14 protein-coding genes are annotated in these 16,415 nt (G+C 71.2%); 5 read left to right on the top strand and 9 right to left on the bottom strand.

Annotation, left to right across the window (positions count from 1 at the left end):
- Positions 1–12: 12 nt before the first annotated feature.
- Positions 13–651, top strand: coding sequence for a VOC family protein (locus tag EXE58_RS05395; RefSeq protein ID WP_135266912.1), 639 nt, complete (start codon positions 13–15; stop codon positions 649–651).
- The gene (locus EXE58_RS05400) at positions 638–1,336 is read left to right on the top strand and encodes a class I SAM-dependent methyltransferase (protein ID WP_244242437.1); all 699 of its coding nucleotides are present in this window, start codon (positions 638–640) and stop codon (positions 1,334–1,336) included. The genes EXE58_RS05395 and EXE58_RS05400 overlap by 14 nt, the downstream gene beginning before the upstream one ends.
- Here EXE58_RS05400 and EXE58_RS05405 read toward each other — a convergent pair.
- Positions 1,333–2,547 (bottom strand): hypothetical protein, encoded by a 1,215-nt coding sequence (locus EXE58_RS05405; protein WP_135266913.1) that lies wholly within the window; start codon positions 2,545–2,547, stop codon positions 1,333–1,335. The genes EXE58_RS05400 and EXE58_RS05405 overlap by 4 nt on opposite strands.
- The gene (locus tag EXE58_RS05410) at positions 2,544–3,059 is read right to left on the bottom strand and encodes a SigE family RNA polymerase sigma factor (protein WP_135266914.1); all 516 of its coding nucleotides are present in this window, start codon (positions 3,057–3,059) and stop codon (positions 2,544–2,546) included. The genes EXE58_RS05405 and EXE58_RS05410 overlap by 4 nt, the downstream gene beginning before the upstream one ends.
- Positions 3,060–3,220: 161 nt before the next feature.
- Between EXE58_RS05410 and radA the strand changes: the two genes are divergently transcribed.
- Both radA and disA read left to right on the top strand, forming a co-directional pair.
- Entirely contained in the window at positions 3,221–4,612 is a 1,392-nt protein-coding gene (gene radA / locus EXE58_RS05415; RefSeq protein ID WP_135266915.1) for a DNA repair protein RadA, read from the top strand.
- Positions 4,613–4,683: 71 nt separating this feature from the next.
- Positions 4,684–5,766 carry a DNA integrity scanning diadenylate cyclase DisA gene (gene disA / locus EXE58_RS05420; protein WP_135266916.1) on the top strand — a complete coding sequence of 361 codons (1,083 nt, stop codon included), beginning with the start codon at positions 4,684–4,686 and terminating at the stop codon, positions 5,764–5,766.
- Positions 5,767–5,837: 71 nt separating this feature from the next.
- On the opposite strand, the gene EXE58_RS05425 is transcribed toward disA, so the two are convergent.
- Positions 5,838–6,635 carry a hypothetical protein gene (locus EXE58_RS05425; RefSeq protein WP_135266917.1) on the bottom strand — a complete coding sequence of 266 codons (798 nt, stop codon included), beginning with the start codon at positions 6,633–6,635 and terminating at the stop codon, positions 5,838–5,840.
- Positions 6,636–6,787: 152 nt separating this feature from the next.
- On the opposite strand from EXE58_RS05425, the gene EXE58_RS05430 reads away from it, so the two are divergent.
- Positions 6,788–7,654 carry an HhH-GPD family protein gene (locus tag EXE58_RS05430; RefSeq protein WP_244242438.1) on the top strand — a complete coding sequence of 289 codons (867 nt, stop codon included), beginning with the start codon at positions 6,788–6,790 and terminating at the stop codon, positions 7,652–7,654.
- A gap of 73 nt (positions 7,655–7,727) precedes the next feature.
- Here EXE58_RS05430 and EXE58_RS05435 read toward each other — a convergent pair whose 3' ends face one another.
- From EXE58_RS05435 to EXE58_RS05460, 6 genes are all read right to left on the bottom strand, one after another.
- Positions 7,728–10,301 (bottom strand): ATP-dependent Clp protease ATP-binding subunit, encoded by a 2,574-nt coding sequence (locus tag EXE58_RS05435; RefSeq protein WP_135266919.1) that lies wholly within the window; start codon positions 10,299–10,301, stop codon positions 7,728–7,730.
- A 222-nt stretch (positions 10,302–10,523) separates the two neighbouring features.
- On the bottom strand, positions 10,524–10,859 hold the full coding sequence (locus EXE58_RS05440; protein ID WP_135266920.1) for a histone-like nucleoid-structuring protein Lsr2: 336 nt from the start codon (positions 10,857–10,859) through the stop codon (positions 10,524–10,526).
- 150 nt (positions 10,860–11,009) lie between these two features.
- Positions 11,010–12,986, bottom strand: a complete 1,977-nt coding sequence (locus tag EXE58_RS05445) for a hypothetical protein (RefSeq protein WP_135266921.1) — start codon at positions 12,984–12,986, stop codon at positions 11,010–11,012.
- 75 nt (positions 12,987–13,061) lie between these two features.
- On the bottom strand, positions 13,062–13,832 hold the full coding sequence (locus EXE58_RS05450; RefSeq protein ID WP_135266922.1) for a type III pantothenate kinase: 771 nt from the start codon (positions 13,830–13,832) through the stop codon (positions 13,062–13,064).
- A complete protein-coding gene (nadC, locus tag EXE58_RS05455) occupies positions 13,829–14,749 on the bottom strand; it encodes a carboxylating nicotinate-nucleotide diphosphorylase (protein ID WP_135266923.1) in 921 nt (306 codons plus the stop codon). Before nadC ends, EXE58_RS05450 begins: the two co-directional genes overlap by 4 nt.
- Complete coding sequence (locus tag EXE58_RS05460) at positions 14,746–16,407, bottom strand: L-aspartate oxidase (RefSeq protein ID WP_135266924.1); 1,662 nt, start codon at positions 16,405–16,407, stop codon at positions 14,746–14,748. Before EXE58_RS05460 ends, nadC begins: the two co-directional genes overlap by 4 nt.
- Between the last annotated feature and the right edge of the window lie 8 nt (positions 16,408–16,415).

Below are 16,415 nucleotides of genomic sequence, written 5' to 3' on the forward strand. Positions count from 1 at the left end.
CAGAATCGGAGCATGCGCCTGGATCACATCAGCTTCGCCGCGGGACCTGACGGTCTTGCCAGCACCGCGCAGCGCATCGGTCAGCTGCTCGGAACCGAGTTCGTCACCGGCGGGGTGCACCCACGCTTCGGCACCCGCAACATGATCCTGCCCCTCGCAGACGGCACCTACTTCGAGATCGTGGAGGTGCTCGACCACCCGGCGAGCGACAAGGCGCCGTTCGGCCAGGCGGTCCGGGCCAGGTCCGCACTCGGCGGTGGCTGGCTGGGGTGGGTCGTCCGCGTCGACGACATCGCCGCGATCGAGACACGGCTGGGCCGCGAGGCCGCGACCGGCAACCGCCACCGTCCCGACGGCCAGGAGCTCCGCTGGAGGCAGATCGGCGTCAACGGGCTGCTCGCCGACCCGCAGCTGCCGTTCTTCATCGAGTGGGAGACCGGCGACGACATGCACCCCGGCGCCGGCGCCAGCGGCGAGTACTCCCTCGACTGCCTCGAGATCGCCGGCGACCCCCACCGCGTGAGCGAGTGGCTCGGGGAGAACGTCGAGGCCCCGCTCGAGGACTTCAAGGTCGAGTGGGTCGCGCCCAACGGCACCCCCGGCATCGTCGCCGCGCAGATCCAGACACCCTCGGGGCTTGTCCGGATCTGAGGTTCGGCCCAGCCCGAACATCTGGCACCACCCCGAGACCTACGAGCTCGAGAACCACGCGGCCGACCCACACGGCCGTCTCGATGCCGCCATGCGCTCGATCGCCTCGTGGGAGGGACGCACGCTCCTCGACGTGGGCTGCGGCACGGGCTTCCACCTGCCGCGATGGGCAGAGCAGGCCGCTGCGGTGATCGGCGTCGAGCCGCACCCTCCGCTGGCTGCGTTGGCGCGGCGTCGCACCCGTCGCCTGCCCCAGGTCACCGTGCTCGACGGCACGGCCCAGTCGCTGCCGCTGCCCGACGCGTCGGTCGACGTGGTGCACGCGCGGTGGGCTTACTTCTTCGGTCCCGGTTGTGAGCCCGGGCTCGCCGAGCTGGACCGTGTCGTACGACGCGGCGGCACCGCCTTCGTCATCGACAACGACCCGACCCGCTCGACGTTCGGCTCGTGGTTCAGGCGAGGCTACCCCGAGGTCGACCCGGTGGCCGTCGAGCGCTTCTGGTCGATGCGCGGCTGGACGCGGGTCCCGGTGGACATGGGCTGGTCCTTCTCCTCCCGCGCCGACCTCGAGGCCGTGGTGCGGATCGAGCTCCCGCGCGACGCCGCCGAGGCCGCCCTCGCCGAGCACTCCGGCACCGAGGTCGACTACGCCGTCAACCTGTGGTGGCGGACCTTCGGGTCCTAGCCCGAGCCCTGGATCGCGGGCAGCATCTCCCCCGACCCGACGACCAGCTCCTCGCCAGCCCTCTCGCAGTCCCCGGACGACACGTGGCACCTGACCAGCTGCACCGCCGAGTCGGCCCCTTCAACGACTCCGCCGTCAGCGCGGCGTGGCATCGCCGCCATCAGGAAGGTGTCCGGGGACTCCCAGGCCGAGAACCCGAACAGCGGGTACCCCCACAGCTCCCAGGTGTCACGTGGCAGGTCGACCGCCTTGAACCCCCCGTCGACCAGGTCCCACACCTCGGGCAGGTCCTCGGTGATCACCCAGCGTCCGTCCGGCGACACATCAGCCGTCTCGCCGGGCGTTCCATCCACACAACCAGGCGCTCGCTCCACCCACTCGCCCTCGAGCAGCTTCCAGGAGACCAGGCACCCGCCCTCCGGCTCAGGAGCGGACAGGGCCACGTCCGCGGGCCGGGACGGTGTCAGGTAGGCGCCGTCAGGGCCCCCAGGGAGGGTGACCTCGGTCGCCGCGCCGTCGGGACGCAGCAGCCAGGTGGCGGAGTCGTCTCCTCGAGCAGTCGTCAGCTGGTAGACCAGCCCCTCCTCACCGAAGCCCATGAGCCGGACAACCTGGGTCCGCCGCTTCGGTATGGGCGTCCTGGCGCCAGTCCGCAGGTCGAGGACCCCGTCGCCGTACGCCACCTGAGTCCCGTCGTCGGAGACGACCGCAGTGGGGTCGTTGGAGCCCTCGGGGTACTGCCAGGGAGGCAGCGCACGCATCGAGCCGTCGGACGACAGCACCGCCGGCTCCAGCTCTGCGGCGACTCCCAGGAACACCAGCCACCCGCCGGTCACCCGATGGGGACCCATCGTCGGCGACCCGGTGATCACGGTGTCCGGCACAGGCACGACCTGGTCGCCGTCGTGCAGGACCCCCTCGACGAAGTAGGGAAGGTCGGGGGGAGGCCCCTGCGGCAGCGACCGTGCCCAGGCCAGCGCGGACTCGTGGGTGGCCGCCACATCGGCACTGCGCTTCTCCGACCTGCCCGGGAGCAGCACCGCGGCGCTCGTCGCGCCGACCACGACGGCAGCCGCGAGCCCCGCGACGGCGTACCTCCTCGCCCGGCGCCGACGTCCACGGCGTACAGCGAGCTGGGACAGGCCGGGCGGCGCGGCGTCCTGGTCGACGGCAGCGTGGAGGCGCTCGCGGATTTCTGGCTCGAGGGTCATCGGTTCGGTCCCGTCGCGTCGAGGTCGGAAGGATCCGCGAGGAGCTCGCGCATGAGCGCGACCCCGCGGGAGGCGTGCGCCTTGACCGTGCCCGGGCTGCAGCCCAGGGCATCGGCGATCTGGGCCTCGCTGAGGTCCTCGTAGTAGCGGAGCACCAGCACGGCACGCTGGCGTGCCGACAGCGCGGCCAGCACCGACCACACCGCATCGCGCTCCTCGGGTCCGTCCGGGGCGTGGGCGGACTCGGGCACCGTGTCGGTGAGGACCTCCCCGCGGCGTTGTCGACGGCGCGTCCGGTCGATGGCCGACCGGGTCATGATCGAGCGGACGTAGGCGTCCTGCGTGTCGTGGCGCTTGATGCGCGGCCACGCGACGTAGGCCTTCTCCAAGGTCGTCTGCACCAGGTCCTCGGCGGCGTGCCTGTCCCCCGCGGTCAGCAACCGCGCGATGCGAAGCAGCGTCGCGCCGCGGGCGTCGACGTAGGCGACGAAGTCGTCGTCTCGGTGGGACACCGGTCAGCCTCCTGGTTGGTCGATCCTCTTCCTGCACAGACGCCGCAGCGGCCGTCCCGGTTGACGACGAGGCCCGATGATCTCGACGGTGATCTCGACGCGGCCCAGTGTCGCACTCGGCGTGGCGGCCGATGTCGGTGTCGTCGCCTAGCGTTGCGGCCATGTCGAAGCAGGCGAAGGTCCGTTCCACCTACCGGTGCTCGGAGTGCGGGTGGGAGACGGGCAAGTGGGTCGGGCGCTGCGGCGAGTGCCAGGCCTGGGGCTCGGTCGCCGAGGCTGGCACACCGACGCTCCGCACGGCAGCGGCACCGGTCTCGTCGCCGGCGGTCCCCATCGGGCAGGTCTCGGTCACCGAGTCGATCGCCCGCTCCAGCGGTGTCCCGGAGCTCGATCGCGTGCTGGGAGGCGGGCTGGTGCCCGGGGCCGCGATCCTGCTGGCCGGCGAGCCCGGGGTCGGGAAGAGCACGCTCCTGCTCGAGGTCGCGGCCCAGACCGCCCGCGTCCACCACCGCACCCTCTACGTCACCGGCGAGGAGTCCGCCAGCCAGGTGCGGCTGCGCGCCGACCGCACCGGTGGGGTCCACGACGACCTCTTCCTCGCCGCCGAGACCGACCTCGGCGCAGTGCTGACACACATCGAGGAGGTGCGCCCCACCCTGCTGGTCGTCGACTCGATCCAGACCATCGGCGCCTCCGGCATCGAGGGTGTGCCGGGCGGTGTCACCCAGGTCAAGGAGGTCGCGGCCGCGCTCATCAGGGTCGCCAAGCTGCGCAACATCACCACGGTCATCGTCGGACACGTCACCAAGGACGGATCGATCGCCGGCCCGCGCGTGCTGGAGCACCTCGTCGACGTGGTGCTCCACTTCGAGGGTGACCGCAACTCCCGCTTCCGCATGGTGCGCGCGATGAAGAACCGCTTCGGCCCCGTTGACGAGGTCGGCTGCTTCGACCTCTCCTCCGACGGCATCGCCGCCGTCACCGACCCGACGGGCCTGTTCATCGAGCACCACGCCCAGGAGGTCGCCGGCACCTGCGTGGCGGTGACCATGGAGGGCAGGCGCCCCCTGCTCGCCGAGGTGCAGGCGCTCGTCTCGCCGGCGCCGCTCGACCGCCCCCGCCGCACTGTCTCGGGCGTCGACGGCTCCCGCGTCGACCTGGTCCTCGCCGTGCTCTTCCGCCACTGCGCGCTGCCGCTCCAGTCCTACGACGTCTTCGCCGCGACGGTGGGCGGGGCCAGGCTGCAGGATCCCGCCGCCGACCTCGCCCTGGCCGTGGCCCTGGCCAGCTCCCACCTGGGCGTGCCAGCGCCGCGCGGCGCCATCGCGATCGGCGAGATCGGGCTGGCCGGTGAGCTGCGCAGGGTCCGCGACCTGCCGCAGCGCGTCGCCGAGGCCGCACGGCTGGGGTTCAAGGTTGCCGTCGTGCCTCGCGACCGCTCCTCGCACGATCCGGGGCAGGCGCGTTCACGCTTCGTCGACGGGCTCGAGGTCATCGAGGTCGACGACGTCCACAGTGCCCTGCTGACCCTCAGACTCACGCGCGGCCGCTGATTCACCCCTAGACTCACTAACCGCGAGGCACTGCCACGCGGCAAGGCCCACGAAACGACCCTGGGGGAGAAGTGCCAGAGCGGACCGACGACCAGCTGCGCCTGCGCGCCACGCTGGCCTCGATCGCCCCGGGGACCGCCCTGCGTGACGGCCTCGAGCGCATCCTGCGCGGCCGCACCGGCGCACTCATCGTCATCGGCCAGGACAAGGCCCTCGACTCGATCGCGACCGGCGGCTTCACCCTCGACGTGCCGTTCACCGCCACCGGGCTGCGAGAGCTGGCCAAGATGGACGGCGGGATCATCGTCGACAAGGACATCACCCGGATCCACCGCGCCGCCGTCCACCTCATGCCGGACCACACGATCCCCTCGGAGGAGACCGGCACGCGTCACCGCACCGCCGAGCGGGTCGCCAAGCAGACCGGCTTCCCGGTGATCTCGGTGTCGCAGTCGATGCAGATCATCGCCGCCTACGTCGGCGACATCCGCCACGTCCTCGAGGAGTCCGGGCTCATCCTCTCCCGCGCCAACCAGGCGCTGGCCACCCTCGAGCGCTACAAGCTGCGCCTCGACGAGGTCGCCGCCACCCTCTCCGCCCTCGAGATCGAGGACCTCGTCACCGTCCGCGACGTCGCGGTCGTGGCACAGCGGCTCGAGATGGTCACCCGGATCGCTCGCGAGATCGAGGACTACGTCCTCGAGCTCGGCACCGACGGGCGCCTCCTCTCGCTCCAGCTCGAGGAGCTCATCACCGGCGTCGACGCCGAGCGCGAGCTCGTCGTACGCGACTATCTCCCCACCGGCAAGAAGCGCCAGGCCAAGCCCGAGGCTCTGCTCTCCGAGCTCGAGGCGCTCTCCCCCACCGACCTCGTCGACCCCGGCTCCGTCGCGCGGGCGATCGGGCTCGGCACCGGCGAGCACCTCGACGGCGCCGTCGCGCCGCGCGGCTACCGCCTCCTCGCCAAGGTCCCCCGGCTGCCCAGCACCGTGGTCGACCGCCTCGTCGAGCACTTCGGCGGCCTCCAGCAGCTGCTCTCCGCCGGGATCGACGACCTGCAGGCTGTCGACGGCGTCGGCGAGCTCCGCGCGCGGAGCGTTCGTGAAGGTCTGTCGAGGCTGGCCGAGTCGAGCATCACCGAGCGCTACATCTGAGAGCACGCAGGTTTCTCGGCTCGTCGCCGGTGCTCCTCGCACCTCAACCAGCGAGCCCTGCCGACGCGCGCTCAGCCGTCGGAGTTGCCGCCGCCGTCGTCGCCGGCGCGGTGCTCGCGGCGCTCGCCACGCTTGCCCTTCTTGGGCTTCGGCTCGACGGTCTTCGTCACGACCGGCGCCGACGGCGCGACCAGCTCGAACTGGACGTCCGTCGGCTCACCGGCCAGGGCCGCCGCCTCGATGTGGTACCAGCCCGGCATGGCCCATTCCGCGCTCGGGGAGGAACAGCCCTCCTCGGATCGGCGGGCGTTCCAGGTCACGGTGACCAGAGCGTCCACGGCCCGACGCACAACGACATCGCTGGCCGCGATCGAGGTGGGGCACTCGCGAAGGCTCCAGATGTGGTCGCTGCCCGAGGTGATCGTCACGGCCATGGTGTCGGCGGACGCCTGCCAGGTGCAGGCCTCGGTCTCCTGGGTGCGAACGTTGAGCGTGATGGGGACGTCGGCACCACCGGCGGCCGTGGTGAGGGTGGGCGTGATCACGATGTCGTCGTGCGTGCACGGACCAGTCGGCTCTGCAAGAACCGGCTCGGGAGGCGGCGCGGGCTTGGCCTTCTTCCTGCCCTTGCGCCCGGTCGCCGCGGCCGGCGCCGTGGGCCCGGCGAGAGAGGGCGCGCTCGACCCGGCCGACGGGGTCGTGGGAGCTGAGGCTCGGGTCGCCTGCTCGGGGTCCTTGCCGTCCGCCGAGCCGCCGAGCACCCGCGCCAGCACGACGACGAGCACGAGCGGGATCCCCAGCACGATCGCACGCCGGACCCAGTAGACCCGGGCCGGAAGCGGCCCGCGAGGGCGAGCGGACGGCGACATGTCGCCACGATAGGCAGCCGAAGGCACCACCTGGCTGAGGCGCACCGACCGACTTCAGCATCATGTCGGCAGTTGGGGCTGCAGTCCGGGCAATCCGCGCTCACGACGGGAGCCGATGCGGCGAGCTGCCGCCATGGTGCTGGGATGGAGGCGTGAACGCCCTGCTCGATCCGATCCTGCGGTGGTACGACGCCCACGCGCGCGACCTGCCCTGGCGCCGACCCGAGGCGTCCGCCTGGTCGGTCATGGTCTCGGAGTTCATGCTGCAGCAGACCCCGGTCGCGCGGGTCCTCCCGGTCCACGCGGCCTGGCTCGAGCGCTGGCCGTCCCCGGCCGACCTGGCGGCGGAGACGACCGGCGAGGCGGTGCGCCTGTGGGGACGGCTGGGCTACCCGCGCCGCGCCCTGCGGCTGCATGCCGCAGCCACCGCGATCGTGGCGGACCATGACGGCGAGGTGCCGTCGTCGTACGACGCGCTGCGCGAGCTGCCCGGCGTCGGCGACTACACCGCCTCGGCGATCGCCGCCTTCGCGTTCGGGCAGGCACTGCCGGTGCTCGACACCAACGTGCGGCGGGTGCACCAACGGGTGCTGCGAGGAACTGAGTTTCCCTCCGACAGCGTGCGGGCGCACGAGCGCCGGGACGCCGAGCAGCTCCTGCCCGACGACCCGGCCACCGCAGCCTCCTGGTCGGTCGCGGTGATGGAGCTGGGGGCGCTGGTGTGCACGGCGCGTACGCCCGCGTGCGAGGAGTGTCCGATCGCGGGACAGTGCTCGTGGCGGGCCGCCGGCTACCCGGCGTACGACGGACCACCCCGGCGCGGACAGGCGTGGGACGGCACCGACCGACAGTGTCGCGGACGGATCATGGCGGTGCTGCGCGGGAGCGACGAGCCGGTGCACGCCACCCGGATCGAGGCCGTCTGGCCCGACGCCGAGCAGCGCGAGCGCTGCCTCGCCTCGCTGACCCACGACCGGCTCGTCGTGCAGGTCTCGCCGACCACCTGGGCGCTGCCCTGACGCTCAGGGAGCGGCGTCCCGCAGAGACGGACGAGGGCCCGACCGGGTGATCGGTCGGGCCCTCGTCGTCACGTCACTCCTCGCCGGCGGCCTTCGGCACGTCGGCCGGGCCGGTGGAGTCGTCCGGGCCACTGCCGGTCGACCCCTCGACCACGGTCTCCAGCGGCGGCATGTCGGGGACGGTGGAGTTCTTCTGGCCCTTGAAGGTGAAGGTCGCGGTCGGACCCTCGCCCTCGACACCCACCAGCACGATCTGGCCGGGACCGACCTCGCCGAAGAGCATCTTCTCGGCCAGCACGTCCTCGATCTCGCGCTGGATGGTGCGTCGCAGCGGGCGAGCACCCAGCACCGGGTCGAAGCCGCGGGTCGCCAGCAGGTCCTTGGCGTCCTGCGTCAGCTCCAGCGACATGTCGCGGTCCTTCAGGCGCAGCTCGACCGCGGCGATCATGTTGTCGACCATCGCGACGATCTGCTCCTTCGACAACGGCGGGAAGACGATGATCTCGTCCACGCGGTTGAGGAACTCGGGCCGGAAGTGCTGCTTGAGCTCCTCGGAGACCTTGTTCTTCATGCGGTCGTAGGAGCCGGCCTCGCCCGACTGCTGGAAGCCGAGGTTGACGCCCTTGGCGATGTCGCGGGTGCCGAGGTTGGTGGTCATGATGATGACGGTGTTCTTGAAGTCGACCACCCGGCCCTGGGAGTCGGTCAGGCGACCTTCCTCCAGGATCTGCAGCAGGCTGTTGAAGATGTCGGGGTGGGCCTTCTCGACCTCGTCGAAGAGCACGACCGAGAACGGCTTGCGCCGGACCTTCTCGGTGAGCTGGCCGCCCTCCTCGTAGCCGACGTAGCCGGGAGGCGAGCCGAACAGCCGGGAGACGGTGTGCTTCTCGGAGAACTCGCTCATGTCGAGCTGGATGAGGGCGTCCTCGTCACCGAAGAGGAACTCCGCGAGCGTCTTGGACAGCCACGTCTTCCCGACGCCGGACGGACCGGCGAAGATGAACGAGCCACCAGGACGCTTGGGGTCCTTGAGGCCGGCGCGGGTGCGTCGGATGGCGCGGGACAGGGCCTTGACGGCCTCCTCCTGGCCGATGACCCGCTTGTGGAGCTCGTCCTCCATCTTGAGCAGACGGGTGGACTCCTCCTCCGACAGCTTCACGATCGGGATGCCCGTCGCGACGGCGAGCACCTCGGCGATCAGCTCCTCGTCGACCTCGGCGATCTCGTCGAGGTCACCGGCACGCCACTGCTTCTCGCGCTCGGCCTTCTGGGCGGTGAGTTGCTTCTCCTCGTCACGCAGGCGCGCGGCGGCCTCGAAGTCCTGGCCGTCGATCGCGGCCTCCTTGCGGGTGCGCACGTCGGCGATCTTGTCGTCGTACTCGCGAAGGTCCGGCGGCGCGGTCATCCGGCGGATGCGCAGGCGTGAGCCGGCCTCGTCGATGAGGTCGATCGCCTTGTCGGGCAGGAACCGGTCGGAGATGTAGCGGTCGGCCAGGGTGGCCGCCGAGACCAGCGCCTCGTCGGTGATGGTCACCCGGTGGTGCGCCTCGTAGCGGTCGCGCAGCCCCTTGAGCATCTCGATCGTGTGGGCGATCGAGGGCTCCTGCACCTGGATGGGCTGGAAGCGACGCTCGAGCGCGGCGTCCTTCTCGAGGTACTTGCGGTATTCGTCGAGCGTGGTGGCGCCGATGGTCTGCAGCTCGCCGCGTGCCAGCATCGGCTTGAGGATGGAGGCGGCGTCGATGGCACCCTCGGCCGCGCCGGCACCGACGAGGGTGTGGATCTCGTCGATGAAGAGCACGATGTCGCCGCGCGTCTTGATCTCCTTGAGGACCTTCTTCAGGCGCTCCTCGAAGTCACCGCGGTAGCGCGACCCGGCGACGAGCGCACCGAGGTCGAGGGTGTAGATCTGCTTGTCCTTGAGCGTCTCGGGGACGCTGCCCTTGACGATGTCCTGGGCCAGGCCGGCCACGATCGTGGTCTTGCCGACGCCGGGCTCGCCGATGAGGACGGGGTTGTTCTTGGTGCGGCGCGACAGGATCTGCATGACGCGCTCGATCTCGGGCTCGCGACCGATCACCGGGTCGAGCTTGCCCTCGCGGGCGGCCTGGGTGAGGTTCTGGCCGAACTGGTCGAGCACCAGAGAGCTCGACGGCGCCTCGCCGCCAGAGCCGCCGGCCTGGGCGCCGGCGCTCGCCGACTCCTTGCCCTGGAACCCGCTGAGCAGCTGGATGACCTGCTGGCGCACACGGTTGAGGTCGGCGCCGAGCTTCTGCAGCACCTGGGCGGCGACGCCCTCGCCCTCGCGGATCAGGCCGAGCAGGATGTGCTCGGTGCCGATGTAGGAGTGGCCGAGCTGCAGCGCCTCGCGCAGGGACAGCTCGAGGACCTTCTTGGCGCGCGGCGTGAAGGGGATGTGGCCCGAGGGCGCCTGCTGGCCCTGGCCGATGATCTCCTCGACCTGGGCGCGCACTGCCTCCAGGGAGATGTCGAGGGACTCCAGCGCCTTGGCTGCGACGCCCTCGCCCTCGTGGATGAGCCCGAGCAGGATGTGCTCGGTGCCGATGTAGTTGTGGGAGAGCATGCGGGCCTCTTCCTGGGCCAGCACGACAACTCGCCGGGCTCGGTCGGTGAACCGCTCGAACATGTGCGCTCCTCTACGTCTTCGGGTCCACAGTCACACCCCGAGGGATCGCCGCGGACAATGGGCTCAACGCCCGACTCCACCCTACGTGTTCCCACCCACATGCCGAGTCCGTCCGCTGAGGGCGAACATCAAGTGCTGCAACGCCGGGTTAATCGCTGTTCCCACCCTGGTGCACGGGGGTGGTTGGTGCGCCTAACCCGGCGTTACAGGTGGCAGTACGGTTCAGTGAGCGGCGTCGTAGGCCTGCTGCACGTCGGCGGAGATGCGGCCCCGCTCGGAGACCTCCATGCCCTGCGACTTGGCCCACTCGCGAACGGCCTTGGTGTTGCCGCCCGAGCCCGAGCCCGAGGAGGTACGACGACCGCTGCCGCGCCGCGTGCCGCCGGTGACCTTGCGGGCGTGGCCGATGTATCCCGCGAGCGCCTCGCGCAGGGAGGCGGCGTTGGCGTCGTTGAGGTCCATCTCGTAGGACGTGCCGTCGATCGCGAACGACACGGTCTGCGTGGCCTCGGACCCGTCCAGGTCGTCGACCAGAACGATATTGACCTTTTGTGCCATTTCTATTGACCTCTTTCGGGAAACGGAATTAGATCGCCGACGTCATGATGACTGAAAATGGGGTGACGTGGCAATTCGACCAAGAATTGGCACCACCGGGAATGTCGAAAAGCGCGGTGAATGCGAGGACACGCCGTCGTGCTGTGCAGGTCAGTGCACGCGGACCTCGAAGTCGAGCTCGGGGCAGGCCCGCTCGACCTCGCCGCGGAGCTTGGGGTCGCGCGTCTGGATGAGGACACCGCTCCCCCAGTCGCGCACCAGGTTGCACAGCTGGGCAGGGTCGAAGCTGTCGAGCCCGTAGGCGTAGGCACGGGGCTGGTCACCCACCTGGTCGACGGGCAGCTGGAGAAGCCAGTAGTTGATGAACCCGTTGGCCCCGGGATCCGGAGACCACCGTGACGCCACGACCTTGCGGTCCGCGTCCTCGAGCGCGAGGAGCGAGCGAGCCGCCGGATCCATCGCGCTGGCCCGGTCGGGGAACATGATCGAGACCGTCGGCAGCACCGAGGTCACCCGGTAGTCGGGCGTGCGATGGGCGATGGGATAGGAGAGGGCGGCCAGCGGCCTGAGGTCGAACGGCGGCACCTGCAGCAGCAGCGCTCCCGTGAGCAGCATCGTCCCGAGCACGGCAGCACCGCTCTGCACTCGACCGAGCGCCTCGCCAAGCCAGCTTCGGACAGACCCCAGCAGCACGATCGGTGCGAGCAACGACAGGCTCCACGCGAACTTCTGCGGGTAGTAGCCCCACGGGCCGCCGGGCGCGCCTGAGCGTTGCTCCATCAGGTAGAGGATCCCCGCCGCTCCCGCGACTCCCAGGACCAGCACCCCCACCAGATCGAGGTGGAGCGAGCCCCACCGCGACAGGAGGAGGACGCCGAGCGGAACCAGCCAGAAGACCGGCGGCAGGTGCTCGCCGAAGGCAGGGAAGCTTCCCTCCATGGCCAGCCCCTCCGAGGATGCCGCGAAGTCGGCCCGGGTGACGATCACGGCGTACGACGCGAGGACGGCCCAGGGCGCGAGCCAGACGATCAGCACCCACCCGCGCAGGGCGAGGTGCCGGCGCCAGCGCCACCCCACGACGGCGAGGGCGAGGCAGACGGGCACCAGGGCCAGCGGTGCCCACGCAGCCAGGAGGCCGACTCCTGACAGCGCGAGCAGGCCGGAGCCCACCACCGGTGAGCGCTCGGACGCCATCCAGGCTGTCCACGCCGCCAGGAGGAGGACCGCGGTCGGAAGGGAGTTCCAGAAGCCGTAGACGAACACGTGGCCTGCCAACGACCAGGTCCAGGGGATCACCGCCGCCACGGCCGCGAGGACGGCGCGACACCAGGGCCGGGATGCGCCGATCGTCGCGGCGACCAGCACACCCCCGAGCAGGCTGACAGCCCCCACCAGGAGCAGCAGTGCCTGGGACGTACGCAGGAGGTCGTGGGACAGGAGCGCCGTCGGGTCGACGTCGGACCGCCCGGGGACGAGGAAGAGCGCGACGAGCTCGTTGGCCAGGGGCGCGGGGTTGCGGTGGGAGCCCGGATCCAGCCCTCCGTCCTCGACGATGTAGCGGGCGGAGATCAGGTTCCACGGGCTGTCGTTGTTCATCATCCAGGCGAGCTTGGGGCGCCCCGACAGCCACCGAGCCGCCGGCACGGCCAGCACCTGCACCAGGGACAGCAGGGCGAGGCCGGCACCCAGCACCAGGTCCGCGCGGGACATCGCGAGCGTCGTAGCACGCGAACGCCACAAGGACGCCAAGGAGGCGCCCCCGACGAGAGCGGGCAGGACCAGCAGCCACCCGAGGGAGGCACCGAGCGCCGGCCACAGCCTCATGCTCACGGTCAGCAGGCCGAGAGCGCCCACCAGGACAGCTGCCAGCGCGACCGGGGTGGTGAGCCACGAGCGCAGCGCCAGCGTCGCCAGGGCGACGGCGAGCACCAGGAGCGGGGCCGGGGTGCCACCCAGGACCACGAGGACGCAGGACCCGACCAACGCGGCGGCAGCCGCACCGACCAACCATCGCAGCGAGCCCGACGGCTCTGACCGCGACGGCGGCACGGAGGCGTCCGTTCGGGTACGGCGGCCGCCCCGCTCACCGCCGTGCTGCGTGAGGGCGTCCGGAAACGCAGACGTCACGTCGACAAACTCCCGGCTGATCGTGGTGGACGCCGCCGATGCTACGCGGCCCGCCGGCCCCCGGAGCCGCCACCCTCAGGCGTTCCGCTCGAACACCAGTCGCAGGCCTTGCAGGGTCAGCCACGGGGAGTGCTCGGTGAAGCAGTCACACTCCTCGAGCAGCAGCGGCGCGAGGTGCCCGGTGGCGATCACGGTGACGTCGTCGACCGGCACACCGAGCTCGGCGATCATGCGGTCGACCAGTCCTTCGACCTGGGCGGCGACCCCGAAGAGCATTCCCGACTGCAATGCCTCGACCGTGTTCTTGGCGATCACCGTGCGGGGCCTCATCAATTCGACCTTGCGCAATTGGGCGCCGCGCCTGCCGAGTGCTTCGAGGGAGATCTCTATTCCTGGGGAAATTGCTCCGCCGACATATTGGCCTGCCGCATTGACGACGTCGAACGTGGTGGCGGTCCCGAAGTCCACGACGATGGCGGGCCCGCCGTGGATCGTCGCTGCTGCCAGGGAGTTCACGATGCGGTCGGCTCCCACCTCGCGCGGGTTGTCCATCAGCACAGGGATCCCGGTCCGCACGCCCGGCTCCACCACGACGCAGGGCACTCCCTCGAAGTGCCGCACCACCATCTCGCGCCACTCGTGCAGGACGGCCGGCACGGTCGAGCAGATCGCGATGCCGTCGACGTCGCCGGCCCGGTCGTCGAGCAGGCCCCGGATGAGCACCGCCCACTCGTCGGCCGTGCGGCGCTCCTCGGTGGCGACCCGCCAGTCGGCGGTGACCCGGTCACCGTCCAGGAGCCCGAGGGAGGTGTGGCTGTTGCCGATGTCGGCGGCGAGCAGGCTCACGACTGCGAGGCCCGTCCCGGGAGCAGGTCCATCCCGATGTCGAAGACCACCACCGAGTGGGTGAGCGCACCGACGGAGACGAAGTCGACACCCGTCGCTCCGATCCGGGAGGCACGCTCCAGCGTGATGCCGCCGCTCGCCTCGAGCGGCACCCGGCCGGCGGTGCGGCGTACGGCGTCGGCCATCAGCTCGTCGCTCATGTTGTCGAGCAGGATGCGGTCGGGGAGCCTGTCCAGCGCCAGCAGCTCGTCGAGCTGGTCCAGGGTCGTCACCTCGACCTCGACCGGGAGGTCGGGGTGCTGCTCGCGGATGGCGTCGAGCGCCGGCACCACTCCCCCGGCCGCGAGGACGTGGTTGTCCTTGACCATCGCCATGTCGAACAGGCCGAACCGGTGGTTGACGCCGCCCCCGCAGCGGACGGCGTACTTCTGGAGCGCGCGCAGCCCGGGCAGCGTCTTGCGGGTGTCGAGGACCCTCGTGGGAGAGCCCTCGAGAGCGTCGACCCAGCGGGCGGTGGCGGTGGCGATGCCGGAGAGGTGGCAGGCGAGGTTGAGGGCGACCCGTTCGGCCACGAGGAGCTGTCGGGTGTGCCCGGCGACGCGCATGACGACGTCGCCCCTCTCGACGCGGGTGCCGTCCGCCAGGCGCTCGCTGATGTCGACGTCGCGACCGTGCACCGCGTGGAACACCGCCGCGGCCACCCCGAGACCCGCGACGACGCCCGGCTCGCGGGCCGCGAAGACCGCCTCACCACGCTCGTCGGAACCGATGGTCGCCCAGCTGGTCGGGTCCGGGGGGCCGTCCGGCAGGTCCTCGCGCAGGGCCAGGTCGATGGTGTCCCGGACCTGGTCGGGGTCAAGGCCTGCGTCGACGAGCTCGTTGATCAGATCGGTCGGCACCGCGGCGAGGCTGCTCATGCTGGCGCTCCTGTGGTGGAGGGATCGGTCGAGGGAGCATGCGTCCACTCGCTGGTCACGCGGCCGTCCTCGTCGAGCCACGAGTCGATGTGGCCTGCCCTGCTGTCGTCGCGGTCGGGGTGGTCCTCGCGCCAGTGCGAGCCACGGGTCTCGGTGCGGACCAGCGCTGCCTGCGCCAACGCGGTGCTGATCGTGAGCAGGTTGGAGGTCTCCCACGTGTCGACGCCGGGGGCGGCCTCCTCGGCGCCCAGCTCGGCGAGGACGGCAAGCGCCTCGGCGAGCCCGTCCTGGGTGCGCAGGACCCCGGCCCGGGCCGTCATCGTGTCCTGGAGGGTACGACGACGCCGGCCGCTGACGAGCCACGCGGGCCGCTCGTCGGCGACCGGGTCGGCCCAGGGGCGGAGCTCGCCCGGAAGTACCTCGGCGATTCGGCGGGAGAAGACCAGGCCCTCGAGCAGCGAGTTGGACGCGAGCCGGTTGGCGCCGTGGACGCCCGAGCAGGCGACCTCGCCGGTCGCGTAGAGGCCCGGCACGCTGGAGCGGCCCCACAGGTCGGTGGCGACACCGCCGGAGGCGTAGTGCTGGGCGGGGGCGACCGGGATCAGCTCGGTGACCGGGTCCACACCGTGCTCGCGGCAGACCTTGAGGATCGTGGGGAAGCGCCGTGCCCAGAAGTCGGCGCCCAGATGACGGGCGTCGAGCCACATGTGGGGCTGGCCGGTCTCGATCATCCGGCGGGTGATGGCCTTGGCGACGACGTCGCGCGGCGCGAGGTCGGCGAGCTCGTGCTCGCCCTGCATGAAGCGCTGTCCCTCCCAGTCGACGAGGAAGGCACCCTCACCGCGCACCGCCTCGGAGATCAGCGGCTGCTGGCCCTGGGAATCGGGTCCCAGCCACATCACGGTGGGGTGGAACTGCACGAACTCCAGGTCGCGGAGGCGGGCACCCGCCCGCATCGCCAGCGCCATGCCGTCGCCGGTGGAGACGCTCGGGTTGGTGGACTGCGAGAACACCTGTCCGAGCCCGCCGCTGGCGAGCACGACTGCGCGGCAGTGGACTGCGCCGACGCCATCTCGCTGGCCTTCGCCGAGCACGTGGAGGGTCAGCCCGGCGACTCCTCCGTCGGCGGACCTCAGGAGGTCGACGGCCAGCGCGTGCTGGATGACCTCGATCTCGGGCGACCGCTCCACCGCCGCGATCAGCGCGCGCTGGATCTCGGCACCGGTGGCATCCCCTCCGGCATGGGCGATGCGGTCGCGGTGGTGGCCCCCCTCGCGGGTCAGCGACAGCTCTCCGTCGGGGTGGTGGTCGAACTGCGTGCCGAGGGCGATCAGCTCGTGGACCGCGTCCGGGCCCTCGGTCACCAGCGCGTGCACCGCCTCGACGTCGCAGGCACCAGCCCCTGCGACGAGGGTGTCCCGCTCGTGCTGCTCGGGGGTGTCGCCCGGGCCGAGCGCCGCGGCGATGCCTCCCTGCGCCCACTGGGTCGAGCCCGCGTTGAGGACGTCCTTGGTCACCACGAGCACGCGCAGCGACGGATCGGCAGCGTCGATGCGCAGGGCTGCAGTCAGCCCCGCGATGCCGGAACCGACGACCACGACGTCGGCGCGCGTGACCCAACCGGGTGCGGGAGCAGCCAGACGCTGCGGGACGGGCATCCGGGCAG

Source organism: Nocardioides seonyuensis (assembly GCF_004683965.1).
GTDB classification, from domain to species: Bacteria; Actinomycetota; Actinomycetes; order Propionibacteriales; family Nocardioidaceae; genus Nocardioides; species Nocardioides seonyuensis.